15 protein-coding genes and 1 pseudogene are annotated in these 13,405 nt (G+C 36.4%); 6 read left to right on the top strand and 10 right to left on the bottom strand.

Annotation, left to right across the window (positions count from 1 at the left end; all coding sequences use genetic code 11):
* Positions 1–222 precede the first annotated feature (222 nt).
* Both BG05_RS07180 and BG05_RS07175 read right to left on the bottom strand, forming a co-directional pair.
* A complete protein-coding gene (locus BG05_RS07180; protein WP_003192159.1) occupies positions 223–1,017 on the bottom strand; it encodes a nucleotidyltransferase domain-containing protein in 795 nt (264 codons plus the stop codon).
* A gap of 52 nt (positions 1,018–1,069) precedes the next feature.
* Positions 1,070–1,378 (bottom strand): YuzD family protein, encoded by a 309-nt coding sequence (locus BG05_RS07175; protein WP_000248590.1) that lies wholly within the window; start codon positions 1,376–1,378, stop codon positions 1,070–1,072.
* Between the two features lie 206 nt (positions 1,379–1,584).
* On the opposite strand from BG05_RS07175, the gene BG05_RS07170 reads away from it, so the two are divergent.
* Positions 1,585–1,821 (top strand): NifU family protein, encoded by a 237-nt coding sequence (locus BG05_RS07170; protein WP_000431159.1) that lies wholly within the window; start codon positions 1,585–1,587, stop codon positions 1,819–1,821.
* Between the two features lie 190 nt (positions 1,822–2,011).
* Positions 2,012–2,227, top strand: a complete 216-nt coding sequence (locus BG05_RS07165) for a hypothetical protein (RefSeq protein WP_001137788.1) — start codon at positions 2,012–2,014, stop codon at positions 2,225–2,227.
* A 59-nt stretch (positions 2,228–2,286) separates the two neighbouring features.
* On the opposite strand, the gene yutH is transcribed toward BG05_RS07165, so the two are convergent.
* A complete protein-coding gene (gene yutH, locus BG05_RS07160; protein ID WP_002089339.1) occupies positions 2,287–3,288 on the bottom strand; it encodes a spore coat putative kinase YutH in 1,002 nt (333 codons plus the stop codon).
* A 120-nt stretch (positions 3,289–3,408) separates the two neighbouring features.
* On the opposite strand from yutH, the gene BG05_RS07155 reads away from it, so the two are divergent.
* Entirely contained in the window at positions 3,409–3,900 is a 492-nt protein-coding gene (locus BG05_RS07155; protein ID WP_002015902.1) for a phosphatidylglycerophosphatase A family protein, read from the top strand.
* Between the two features lie 19 nt (positions 3,901–3,919).
* Here the strand turns inward: BG05_RS07155 and BG05_RS07150 are convergent, their stop codons facing one another.
* The 3 genes and pseudogenes from BG05_RS07150 to BG05_RS07140 all read right to left on the bottom strand — a co-directional run.
* Positions 3,920–4,399 carry a GNAT family N-acetyltransferase gene (locus BG05_RS07150; protein ID WP_003192160.1) on the bottom strand — a complete coding sequence of 160 codons (480 nt, stop codon included), beginning with the start codon at positions 4,397–4,399 and terminating at the stop codon, positions 3,920–3,922.
* Positions 4,400–4,920: 521 nt separating this feature from the next.
* Positions 4,921–7,494 carry an FtsX-like permease family protein gene (locus BG05_RS07145; protein WP_033734314.1) on the bottom strand — a complete coding sequence of 858 codons (2,574 nt, stop codon included), beginning with the start codon at positions 7,492–7,494 and terminating at the stop codon, positions 4,921–4,923.
* Positions 7,478–8,176 (bottom strand): annotated as a pseudogene (locus tag BG05_RS07140) (ABC transporter ATP-binding protein); the annotation flags it as partial. The gene BG05_RS07145 and the pseudogene BG05_RS07140, both read right to left, overlap by 17 nt.
* A 268-nt stretch (positions 8,177–8,444) precedes the next feature.
* Here BG05_RS07140 and BG05_RS07135 point away from each other — a divergent pair.
* The gene (locus tag BG05_RS07135) at positions 8,445–9,026 is read left to right on the top strand and encodes an NAD(P)H-dependent oxidoreductase (RefSeq protein WP_002129727.1); all 582 of its coding nucleotides are present in this window, start codon (positions 8,445–8,447) and stop codon (positions 9,024–9,026) included.
* 32 nt (positions 9,027–9,058) lie between these two features.
* On the opposite strand, the gene BG05_RS07130 is transcribed toward BG05_RS07135, so the two are convergent.
* The 4 genes from BG05_RS07130 to BG05_RS07115 form a co-directional block, all read right to left on the bottom strand.
* Positions 9,059–9,589 carry a hypothetical protein gene (locus tag BG05_RS07130; RefSeq protein WP_002184742.1) on the bottom strand — a complete coding sequence of 177 codons (531 nt, stop codon included), beginning with the start codon at positions 9,587–9,589 and terminating at the stop codon, positions 9,059–9,061.
* A 112-nt stretch (positions 9,590–9,701) separates the two neighbouring features.
* A complete protein-coding gene (locus BG05_RS07125) occupies positions 9,702–10,466 on the bottom strand; it encodes a TIGR01457 family HAD-type hydrolase (protein ID WP_002184741.1) in 765 nt (254 codons plus the stop codon).
* Between the two features lie 107 nt (positions 10,467–10,573).
* Entirely contained in the window at positions 10,574–11,206 is a 633-nt protein-coding gene (locus BG05_RS07120) for a helix-turn-helix transcriptional regulator (RefSeq protein ID WP_002167445.1), read from the bottom strand.
* Between the two features lie 78 nt (positions 11,207–11,284).
* Entirely contained in the window at positions 11,285–11,725 is a 441-nt protein-coding gene (locus tag BG05_RS07115) for a DUF86 domain-containing protein (RefSeq protein ID WP_002015910.1), read from the bottom strand.
* 147 nt (positions 11,726–11,872) lie between these two features.
* Between BG05_RS07115 and glpX the strand changes: the two genes are divergently transcribed.
* Positions 11,873–12,844, top strand: coding sequence for a class II fructose-bisphosphatase (gene glpX, locus BG05_RS07110; protein WP_002015911.1), 972 nt, complete (start codon positions 11,873–11,875; stop codon positions 12,842–12,844).
* 16 nt (positions 12,845–12,860) lie between these two features.
* Positions 12,861–13,127 carry a DUF3055 domain-containing protein gene (locus tag BG05_RS07105; RefSeq protein WP_002034592.1) on the top strand — a complete coding sequence of 89 codons (267 nt, stop codon included), beginning with the start codon at positions 12,861–12,863 and terminating at the stop codon, positions 13,125–13,127.
* Positions 13,128–13,405 lie beyond the last annotated feature (278 nt).

Here is a 13,405-nt window from a genome sequence, read left to right as displayed (position 1 = left end):
CTCCCATCTAACTTCTTTGCTCCAGCCGAATTTTGAAGTGAGAGTCTTACTGCCCGTTAATGCGGGATAAACATCAAAAAGAACAGTCTATTGCATAATGTTTCACATGAAACTATCCATATTTTAGATTATCTTTCGACTTCTCATTCCTTGCAAAGTACTTTTTCATTATATAAAAATAGTAAAAGCATCCTTTATATGAAGGATGCTTTTACTATTCACCTACCACTTCCCCCTACACTCTTCAATCAAACACAGCAAATACCTCTTCGTCATATCAGCCCTCCTCCAAATAGAGAGCTTGCGCTTTCCCTTTGGATTATTTCGCATTCGCTCTACCTCTTTTAATAAAGGCTCCCATTCTTTCGCTGAACGTTCTAATAAGTATTGTAATCCTCTATCTTTTGAAACAATTGTTTTATGATCTAACGTATATAAAATGCGTCCCATCGTAACGACAGCTGATTCTACCCACTCTTCTATGAAAAATAAATATGGTTGCTTCGCTTTTTCACTCCAGTACTGTTCTACGTTGTATTTCATCGTATTTACTACATCATCCCACCTTATTTGAAAGGAAAGGTCTTCTACTTCTTTCCCGCTAACTGTAATACCTTGATTTTTCAATGTCCACCATGTGACCGCGTTAATATCCCAATGACCAATATCAGCCTTACCATCTGCACAATACACGTACTCATTCATTTCATCATTGTATTTCCCTAAATCAGCAAGCGGAATATACATACCATCCATTCTTTTACCTAACGTACTTTTACTATTTTTTTTATGCAGTTCTATAATTTGTTGTTTTTCAGCTTCATTCACGGAATCACTTATTACCGTAACAAAGTCAACATCGCTCGTTTCTATATGAAATGCTCCTAGCGCGATTGATCCGTAAATATATACCCCGACTATTTTTTCATCCGAAAAAATTTCTTTTAATTCTACTATGTACTGCTCCATTAATTGCTTTACTTCTTCTGGTAAAGCATGTTTTATTCCATTCTCCACATCTATCCCTCCAATAAAAAAAGCCTTCGCAAATTCGCAAAGGCTTCCTGCTTTATAAATATTTCTCGATTTCTTCGTAAACATCCTTCAAACGAGGATTTCCTTCTCCAACAATTTCTCCATTTACAAGAACGACCGGATAAAATAGATCTTCTTCCACTACGCGCTCTGCGAATGCTTTTTTATCTTCATCTTCTTGTTCTTCTTGAAAATCAATATACTCGAAATTAAATTTATTTTCTTGTCCTTCATATTTACGACCAATCGCCGCTTGTAACCACTCAAACGTTTCTGTTGAAGATGGCATTCCAACGCAGCTCGCACAAATTACTTTCGTCCCATACACTTGCACATTAACCATTTCTTCTCCCCCACTTCTTGTTTCAACAGTATATTCAGATATCTTAGTACATAAGCACATCATTTTACAAACTTATTCCCTACCCCTATACTGAAAAAACACGTTGTAAACATGATAAAAAATTTCGACAATAAAACAAGAACAGAAAAAATAGATTTTCCCCTCTATCTTGATTATAATAAAACTGATGAAAGGAGTCGATAAAAATGGAAAACCCACATATGCAAGAACAAGTATTAGAAGTATTAGATAAATTACGTCCATTCTTACTTCGCGATGGCGGAGACGTTGAATTAGTAGACATTGAAGAAGGTATCGTAAAATTACGCCTTATGGGTGCTTGCGGAAGCTGCCCAAGTTCTACAATCACACTAAAAGCTGGTATCGAACGCGCACTACTTGAAGAAGTACCAGGCGTTATTGAAGTAGAACAAGTATTTTAATCTAAAAGCAGAAGCGGCTCGTTCAGAATCGCTTCCTAGAAAGAGACCCAAATGGGTCTCTTTTTTTATTCAAATAACACTTCCCCTTTAACATCATAAAACAAAATTGGAAATCCTTCTCAAAAAATGCGATAATTAATACTATAGAATCGTTCACACATATACAGAAAAAAACATAGGGGGACGACACATGCCAAGAATGGGGAACACTTTCTTAACAATTCAAGAACTAGAAAAGAAAAAAGAGTATTTATTAGACCTTTCATCCGTTATACCAACATGGAATGCAAGTTATCAATTTTTATTTAAAGAAATCCAGCAAGAATTATTGAGTAAAGTAAATGAAAAAATCGAAAGACATCAATTCATTTTAAATATATGTGCAGATCAACAGGTAGGGGCATAATGTATTACATACAATTGTGATATATAAAAAAGAGACCTCACCCGGTCTCTTTTTTCATTTTAAGACAGCCAATCTAATTTCCTAATGCCTAACTTATCAACAGGTAAACGAAATGACTCGTAAAAATGATTCATAAATTGCTCAGTGCGCTTCACATCATGTAAAATGATTTCTAAACGGGCTCTATATATGCCTTTTTGTTCTTCGTTTCCTGTTTGATAATATCGTTCAATCGTTTCAAAGTAGTGAAGCGGGAACAGAAGCCTTGCGAATAATAAGCGCCAACCAAATGAAGAGAGCGAATAATTACGTTCATAATCTGTAATGAATTGAACTACCGTTTGCTCCCAATCTTTCTTTTTTTCTATCATCATATAGCGAATACATTCTGCTATATCTCTACTTGGGTGATCATATACCCAATCAAAAGGAAGTTTTAAACGCTTCGTTTGCTGCCATAATAAAGGTGTAAATCGTTCTTGGCAAATTGTTGCTGCGTCAGTTATTTGTGGTGTATCATCCATTTCTGTATCGACAACATATTGAATTGCATTTTCTGCAACTCCTAAGTAATACGGGAAGGATTCAATAAACAATTGATCGAATACGTCTGAAGGATGGTTCATCACTTGCGATTGCCAAAACCTTTCTAATTGGTCGAGCCTTTTTTCCCATAATGCTTTCCATTCACCAATGCGGCTTAATTGCTCAACTTCTTCTGGAAAGAATGCGCCACGTTTATGGAATATAGAAAGCTCACTTCCTAATGATGTAGCATGTCGCTCTAACATACGCATACCTTTTAATAAGCAGTAATTTTTTTCTTCTATCTCACTTACATAGTAGCCGTGTATAGTCGGAACGAAAGTCGAAACAGTTATATCCCCTTGCTGGTTCATATAATCACTGAGCTTTTTCATCTCTACAAGTACTTCTTCCTCCATTTCTCCAATTGGAACAAGTACATAAATTTTGTTGCGAATCCAAAAGCTTTTATAGGGGCCAAGGGGGATTAATTCTTTAACATGCATGTGATAATGCTCATAAATATGCTGAATCATCGCAGTCGCCACCTATGGTTTTTCTTTATATATATGAGCTTGTGCTCGCCTTTCATTCCTATGCACATGATAAAGCAACGAAACGTATACAAATACTAAAAAGAAAAAAAGGTGATAAACATGAAAGACTCAAATCAACTACAAGAAAGAGCATTACAACTATTACAAGAGCGCGGTGTAACAATTGACGATATTGCTGATCTTGTTCATTTTCTTCAAAAGAAATACCATGCAAATTTAGAGATGTCAGAATGTCGCTATAACGTTGAGCGTGTACTATCAAAACGAGAAGTACAAAACGCTCTTATTACAGGCATTGAACTTGATGTCCTTGCTGAAAAAGGAATGTTAAGTCAGCCGTTACAAGATATCGTAAAACGCGATGAAGGACTATATGGAATTGATGAAGTCATCGCACTTTCAATCGTTAACGTGTACGGGTCAATTGGCTTCACGAACTTTGGATATATCGATAAATTAAAACCAGGTATTTTAGAATACTTAAATGATAAATCAACTGGAAAGGTGCATACATTCCTTGATGATATCGTTGGCGGAATCGCTGCCGCTGCTTCAAGTCGTTTAGCGCACCGTGCTGAGCATTCGGAATAAGGGGTCTAGGCCGTCAGTTTCATACTGACGGCCTTTCATATTCCATAAGCATGAACTCTCTTCCACGGCTCAAAAAAAGAGGTCCTACTTGAAATCCAATGTTTTTATATAGCCTAATCGCTCTCTTATTGAATGTCGCTACACTCAGTCGAAACATTTTCGAATTCAATTCCTCAGTAGCAAATGCTATTCCCGCTTGAAAAAATATTTCTCCCATCCCTTTCCCTGTTAACTCTGGCTTCATTCCAAGCCCAATATCTACTACATCTTCTCCCCTATATAAATTAGCATCTCTTCCCCCTGGCACTTGTGCATTTTCTCCAAAACAAAAATAGCCGATGAATTCTCCATTCTCTCCGCAACAACCGTAATACGTTCCATCTAGCAACTCTTCTATTACTTCAGCATCTCCCGAAAAGCTATATAACATATAGGGATTTTCATACTTCCACGTATTTATTTCTTTCGCTTCTTCTTCTGTTAACTTATGTATATCCATTCATCTCGCTCCTTATCAAATACTCTACTAATCTATATGTATTTACTCATTCATTTTCCAAACTTGATTCTCCTCTAATCGTAATATGCATAGTTACATACGCACACCCCTTTAAAAAATGCTAAAATTTATTTGAATCGCTGTTGTTACACTTCTTGATTAAGAAAGACTGTTAACCGGAAAATTAACGTCTTATCAAACTCAAGCAATTGGCACGTTTTGTCATCATGAAAGACACTCGAAAGAGTGTCTTTTTTCTATACCTGAGCAGGACCTGCTCATTTACAAAATTAATGCATAAATTAATATAACTCTTTAAACGCATTATTCCCTTTCTATATGTTGCGGCGTTCGTTGCGACATATTCGGATAATAAAAAGCACTCCAGCCAGAGTGCTTTTTACTTTCAAACAAGGAGGTTACATATATGGATAGTACTCTTGTATTTAACTTTGGTATCGGTATTGTTATCATTTTATTCGTCTTCTTTGTACTTTGTATGAGCGGGATATAATAATCTTTTATGCTGATAACTCCTTTAAAGTATCACTCAATTTAAACTTTCTTAATTGTAATGAAGCAATCATTGCTGCTCCTGCTCCGAGTATAATGCTAGCTAGTGCCAATATTAAAACTTGATTATACGGAATGATAATAACCGTTAACTCTAAGCTTGATAACACAATATAACTAAATACAATTCCACCTAAAACCCCAATACAACCAGCTATCGCTCCAAGTAAAGTGCCCTCTAATAAAACAATCCGTCTCATTTGCTTCGGAATAGCTCCTACCGCACGAATCATACTAATTTCAGCACGTCTTTCATGTAAACTTGAGACAATCGCATTCATTAACCCTATACCAGAAATAATGAAAACAATTATAACTAACAAGCGAATTAACATCATCATTTGCGATAATAACTGCTCCTGTTCTTTTAATAAATCATGGCTATTAATAACTTCTACGTTCTCTTTATTATTTGTAATTTGTTTTACTTGCTTCTTAATCTCTTCAAATGATTGATTAGAATTTGTCATAACTTGAATTGCTTCATATCCTTGCACGTGAAACTTATCACGAACCCATTGTTCATTTACGAAAATGTCTAATCCTCTTCCCCTTAATCCTTGCTCAATAATCGAAACGACTTTAATCGTTTGTTTTTCTTTCCCTTTTCCTTGTACTTCAATCGTATCATGCAACTGAATCCCTAATGTTTTAGCAGTTCTCTTCGTAACGACTCCCTCACCATCTTGTAATGGCTTATTTAAATCTTGTCCTGTAATCACTTTCGCTTTTGTTACTTTGTGATAAGCAACAATATCATTCCCCACAACTTCTATCACATCATATTCAAAATCATCTTTCCTCACATTTTCATACCACTCTTGATCCGCTTTTTTAAAATCATAATTTATAAGCTTCGCTGTAAAGTCAGTAACATTTGCTACGCTCTCTTCTACACCATCAATTTTTTTAACCTTCTCCATCCAACTAAATGGTAATACTTCAGTACTTTGCGACTCTATTGGAATTCTTATTACTAAATCAGCTGGTAAATGTTTTTGTAACCCATCTTTCATGCCTTCGTAAATAGAGTTTATATACATCGTTCCAACAAGTGCTAACATAAAACCAAATGCTAGTATAGCAACCGATACAGCTGCCTTATTTCGATAACGAATTACATTTCGGCTACTAATCGTCGTTTCAATTCGTAATATCATTTGAAGTGGTTTTGCAATCACTGGTGCTATCACCCGAATAAATAACGGAATCGCAAATAACAAACCGACCGCAAATAAAAGTGCTCCTATCGCACTTGGATTAAAACCGATATACCGCTCTAATACGTTACCCGCTAGTCCAATAACAGTACCAATGATTAAAATACTAAGGCTAAAAGCACTCCATCTTTTTTCTTTTTTCTCATTACTAGGAAGTCCTGGGCGAAGTGCTTGAACTGGTGGAATCTTTCTAACCATGAAAGCTGGTATAATGGCCCCTATGATAGACATAACAATCCCTAGTAAAAACGTAATGAGTAAAATCTCACCTGAAATCGAGAATGCTTCTTTCCCTGCACCCTCAATATTCACCCATTTATTAATAAATGATGCGGCGATTGTTTGCGTACCCGCTCCAAGAATAACTCCTGCTAGCGATCCGATTGCCCCAATACATAAAGCCTCTAATAAAACGACTAATATAATTTGATTTGGATTACTACCAAGTGCACGTAATAATGCCCATTGCTTAAATCGACTTCTGACAGATAAGAAGAAACTTCCCATTATTAAAAGGGCTACAACAAATAAGGCAATACCACCTAAACTAAAAATTAATGGCTTCATTACATTTAGTCGTTCAAATGCCTTATCTACATAAGTACGTTGGTCCACCTTTATATTTTCAATCTTTTTATGTACATCAAAAGCAATTGCTTTTTTCACATTTACATCTTGTACTTTCACTTGAACGAGATTGAATTGATTTAGTAAATTTAATTCTTTTTGAAGCCAATGGATTGGAAAATAAGCACTATGCCCCATTGACGCCATTAACGGTGGATTTAAAATACCAACAACTTTCACAGCCTTTTCACCATGCTGCGGGAATGGCAGTTTAATCGTATCTCCTACCCGTATATTTTCACGATCTGTATACCCTTTTGTCAGTGCTACTTCAGCACCTTCTTTCGGATATCGTCCTTCTAATATTTTATAAGAATGCATTTCTGGAGAATCTTGCTCAACACCCCAATAAGATGGCTTTCCCGATAGTTCTTTATAATGTGGAAAAGGATACGGTATAAGTGCTTTTGATATTTTTTCAGCATTTTCTAAGCCATCTATTCCTTTTAAACTTTCATTATTTAAATACATGTCATTTTTTATATAGCCAAATTGTAAATTATAATCTCCATACCGACTTACTACTTGTTCCTTCACACTTTGCTCTACTGATTGATTACCTAGTAATAACATCGTCGCTAACATAACACCTAAAGCTGCACCGAGGGCAATCAACATATTTCGCAACCAATTTTGTTTCATCGATTTTACCGCATACTTAATTACCCATCGCATCACCTTTACCTCCTACTTTAAAGTGACGATTCATAATCTCTTGAATTTGAGTAACTTGTTGCGGGATATTTCGAAATTTCCACCCTTTACTTTCAGTATGCTCATGAATCACTTCACCATCTAATAAGAAAACGACTTTATCAGCATGGGCCGCTACGAACGGATCGTGCGTTACAATGACAGCTGTTTGCCCTAATTCATCACATGCATTGCGAAGTGCCGCGATAATATTTTTGCTGTTTTCTGAATCTAACGCCCCTGTTGGCTCATCTGCTAATATAATAGCCGGCTCATTTGCAAAAGCTCTTGCTATCGCAACCCTTTGCTGTTGCCCACCTGATAACTGTGCTGGTAAATGCTTTTCTTTTCCTTTCAATCCAACGAGCTCTAATAAACGATTTGCTGTCACCGTTGCCTTCTTTTGCGAAACATTATCTAATAGTAAAGGCAACCCTACATTTTCCTCCGCATTAAACACTGGAATTAAATTAAACTGCTGAAAAATAAAACCGATTTTATGCCTTCTAAATAAAGCGAGCTCTTTTTCTTTTAATGTTGAAATCTCCGTACCATCAACTCGAATACTACCTACCGATGGAATATCTAATCCACCTAACAGCTGAAGTAAAGTCGTTTTACCCGATCCACTTGCCCCCATAATACAAACAAATTCCCCTTTTCTCTCTATTTACCAATCTATATATTCTATTCGAAAATGCAAAATACCTACTATTTTGTATTTTTTTGTCACATACTAACATTTATATTAACCGGCAGTAAGTGCCCGATTAGTGTGAGCAAATAATCAGTGCGGGATGGACATCCCCCACCTATTAAAATTTCACTTTATTTCTCACGTCAGAAAAGTTGACTCTCGCAACGGAAGTAACCATAATAATTACACGAATATATAAAAACTATTCACATATCCACAATTAGGAGGAAGAACAATGAAACATGTGATCGTTTATGCACACCCGAATACAGAAAGCTTCAACCATGCAATTTTAGAAACTGTAAAAAGTGAATTAGAAGGAAAAGGTCATGAAGTACGCGTTCGTGATTTATACGAATTAAACTTCAATCCAGTATTAGGTGCTTCCGATTTCATCTCATTTTCCCAAGGAAACACACCAGAAGATATTAAAGAAGAACAAAAGCATATCTCTTGGGCTGATAGTATTACATTCATTTACCCAGTTTGGTGGGCGGGTCTTCCTGCTATTTTAAAAGGATACGTTGACCGTGTATTTAGCCACGGCTTCGCTTATGCTTACGGTGAGAATGGTATTGAAAAGTTATTAAGCAGTAAAAAAGGATTGTTATTATCTACGATGGGAAATTCGAAAGAAGTATACACAGCAGGCGGTATGTTTGATGCAATGAAAAAAACAACTGATGCTGGTATTTTTGAATTTACAGGCATTGAAACACTGGAACATACATTCTACACAAGTGTTCCTTCTGTGGATGACAGTGTGCGTAAACAATATCTTGAAGAAGTTAAAGACGTAGTGAATCGTGCGTTTTAATAAAAAAACTCCGGTTATAACAACCGGAGTTTTTATTTCATCATCAATTTCGGAATATATCTTTGAAGAATACTTTCTAATTCATTCATATCTTCCTGTCTAATAAGTAAATTCACATTATCATTCATTTTTTCTCGCCCGCGATATAAAAATATATTTTCTTTTGGATTTTCCCATGTTGATGTTTTATAGCCTTTTAATTCTTCGTATGAATAATAGTTCAATCCGTCTATTACACCTTTTTCATATATTTGTACACTTTTAATAAGATTGATCGCTATTAAAATCATAAAACAACTTGCTACAGCATAACTACCTGACTGAATGAGAAACTGTTCAAATGTACCAATATCACCACTTACGTATTGAGCATATATATACATACATTGTCCGATAAAGTACGCTGGTCCAAGTAAGGCAATCCAACGTCGTTTCACCCGAGGATATGCTGCAATAAGCTTTCCCGCGCTTTTTTTCATTTCATTTATTTTATATATCTTCCATAGAACAAAGAATAAAACACATAATGTAAAAATAAACATAATACATGACATCCAGTACACTCTTATCCCCCTTTTTAATCATTATATATAAATTTTACATTTTAAATCCCTATAGTACATATGCAATTGTGCATAAAAAAACAGGCAACCTCTTCCGGTTACCTGCATTTCATTACATCTTCTCAATCCACTCCGTCAAGTTGTGCACAACTTGCGTCGGTTGTACTTCATATTCTGTTAACTTGTCCACAGATGTTACTCCAGTGTGGACAAGAAGGGTATGCATACTAGCATTTATCCCCGCTAAAATATCTGTATCGTAGTTATCCCCAACCATTAAAGCTTCTTCTTTTCCTATGCCAAGCACTTTCAACGCTTGTTCCATAATGATTGATTCTGGTTTACCAATAAAGATTGGGTCCACACCTGTTGATACTGCAACAACTGATGTTAATGAACCGTTACCTGGTAATAATCCGCGCTCAGTCGGAATTGCGATATCCCCATTTGTTGAAATAAACGTTGCACCGTTACGCACAGCAAGGCACGCTTTTGCTAATTTTTCATATGTGATATCGCGATCTAAACCAACAATGACGAAATCAGGATTTTCATCCACAAGTTCAAATCCTTTTTCCACAAGAGCAGCGTGTAAGCCCTCTTCACCAATCATATATACAGTCGCATCTTGTTTACGCTCATAAATAAAGTTCGCTGTAGCCATACTCGTTGTGAATACTTGCTCCGCTTTCGCTGGAATATCGAAACGAACAAGCTTTTCTGCAACTTGTTCTGGTTTACGAGTTGAGTTATTTGTAACGAATAAATATGGAATACCGCGCTCCCCTAATGCTTTTACGAAGTCACTTGCTTCTTCAATTTGCTCTTCACCGCGATACATTGTACCGTCTAAGTCAATTAAATAGCCTTTATACATCTGTTTGTCTCTCCTTCTATGCTAACGTTCTCATCTATCATACCACTCTTATATTAACCCCTTTTTCAAAAGAAAAAAACGCTTTACCCTAAAGCGTCCTATAACGTTCATTTTTTCTCTTTTATTTGGTACGAACAATTACAATCTCCCTCACACATGTTTGCTAACGTCTTCACATTTGCATCTGCAAATAACCGCTTATACATATCTTTTTCATCTTCACACACTTGCGGGAATCTCTCTGCAATTTCCTTTAACGGACAGTTTTGCTTTTCAAATATGAAAGAATGCTCCCCATCTCGCTTTATTTGAACCATATAACCGTTTCTCTCTTGCATAGCAGCTACTTCTTGAACTTTATACGCTAAATTGCTTTGATTACTTATCCTCTTTTGCAACTGTTCTTCCATTCGTTTCGTTCTCGCTTGCAAGACGTGACGCAGCATTTTTTCATCGCCCATTCGAGCTAAATCTTCTAGCATATCAATAGCAAACTGCTTATATTCTTTCGGGAATGTATCTTCTCCCTTTTGACTTAATCCATACAAATATGTTGGGCGTCCAACATGCTGCCTTACCATCTTTGAATAAATTAGCTCATCATTTTCTAGTTTACTTAAATGTCGACGAATCGCCATCTCTGTAATTTCTAAAGCTTCGGCTAATTCTGCTACAGTATGCTCTCCTTTTATCTTCAGTAATTGTACAATCTCTTCTCTCGTAGTACGTGCTTCCCCCATAGCTCACCCTTCTCCCTTTTCTTTCTCCTATACAATATAAGATCCCCAAAGGAATTCCCGGGGATCTTATAAGCACAATTATTCTGGTACAAATGCAGATACAGGTCCTAATTCCTTTTCTAAATAACTGTGAATATTCGCTGGGTATTTCTCTACCACGGCGATATGTTTTTGAATCGTCTTATATAATTCATCATGATTCATTTGAATATAATCTTGCGTAAGCATTTTTCGAAGAAGAATAATTTCTTTAATATGCGCTCCCTCTTCTCCACTTATAACTCTCTCGTCCATTAAAATATCAATAATATCTTCGTAACTTCCTGGATCGCGCATAATAAATCCATCAATCATCGCATTCCCTACATCTAATATACAATCGATAATAAGATGCGCCATGCGCTCTAATGCGTAAAATTCAAACTCGGTTTCATATGTCTTTTTCTCTTGAAATGTATTTGTTGCTCGTTCTAAACATACTAGCATTTGTTCTATTTTCTTTCTGTCTACGAAGTACATGAATGTCACCTACCTGGAAATTAAAGCATTTACATTTTAATTGTAACGCTTTCTTCTGAAAAAATCGACAATTTTTCGAATTCACCTTTTCCTCGTTATTTGTTATAGTTATATTTGTATGATTTTTGAAATTGGAGGAATGCAACCTTGGAACGTGAACTCGCACTAGAAATTGTCCGTGTAACAGAAGCAGCAGCCTTAGCATCCGCACAGTGGATGGGCCGCGGAAAGAAAAACGAAGCAGATGATGCAGCAACTACAGCTATGCGTGATATGTTCGATTCAGTAAACATGGCAGGTACAGTTGTAATCGGTGAAGGAGAACTTGATGAAGCACCGATGTTGTATATTGGTGAAGAACTAGGAACAGGTAACGGTCCAGAAGTAGATATCGCCGTTGATCCATTAGAAGGTACAAACATCGTTGCAAAAGGCCTTGCAAATGCAATGGCAGTTATCGCAATCGCAGATAAAGGAAACCTTCTTCATGCTCCGGATATGTACATGGAAAAAATCGCGGTTGGTCCAAAAGCAGCTGGTAAAATTAGCTTAGATGATCCAATTGAAAAAACAATTGATATTGTAGCAGAAGCAAACAATAAAAAAATTCGTGACCTAACGGTTATCATCCAAGAACGTGAACGTCATCAAGATATTATTGACCGTGTTCGTGCAAAAGGTGCACGCGTAAAACTATTTGGTGATGGAGATGTTGGTGCATCAATCGCAACGGCTTTACCTGGAACAGGTATCGACTTATTCGTAGGTGTTGGCGGAGCTCCAGAAGGCGTTATTTCTGCAGCAGCATTAAAATGCCTTGAAGGTGAAATGCAAGCTCGCTTAGTTCCAATGAACGAAGAAGAAGAAGCTCGTTGTCGTGAAATGGGATTAGAAGATCCTCGTCAACTTCTTATGTTAGATGACTTAGTATCTGGTGATGATGCAATCTTCTCAGCAACAGGTGTATCTGCTGGTGAATTATTAGACGGCGTGAAATTCCTTGGCGGAGATTTAGCTGAAACATATTCTATCGTAATGCGTTACAAAACAAGAACAGTACGTTTCATTAAAACGCATCACCATTTAGATCATAAACCACACTTAAACTTAGATATTTAATAAAGGAGCCATGTGTATGGAAGAACGTTTCTTTCTGTACGACGATACAGTCGCTACAAAAACGCGTTTCGTTAGCTTTTTGGGGGAAAATGAGCGTCATGATTTAGCGCTTCTATACTCCGATCGTCATTACGGTAAAACGATAGTCCTTGATATGCAAAGCAACAAATTTGCTATCATCGGTCCTGACGATTTAAATGAACAAGGCTACTTAGAGCACGCATTTTCGATGTCTGAAGAAAATGCAGAAGAATTACGCTCATTTTTATTTGAACTTATATAATTTATCTGGTGCACCAGCTATGTTAGCTGGTGTTTTTTTACAATTTATATTTTGAATTTTCAATCTTATATGTTATACTTGTGAACAAATCTATTTGGATAGAAAGGACGTTATCTGCGTATGCCAACATTTACTTTGTAATGGACCAGCAATTGGATAGCATTATTCTCAAAAAAGCACCGTGCTTTTTCAAGGGAGTAGTCTGCCCATTCCCATTACAAAGGAACGTAACGCATCTGTAGTATGATGTTTACGGAGGTTCCTCTTGGGGGAACCTC

Origin of the sequence: Bacillus mycoides, from assembly GCF_000832605.1 — a bacterium.
GTDB lineage: Bacteria > Bacillota > Bacilli > Bacillales > Bacillaceae_G > Bacillus_A > Bacillus_A mycoides.
This window is presented reverse-complemented; position numbering and strand designations above follow the sequence as displayed.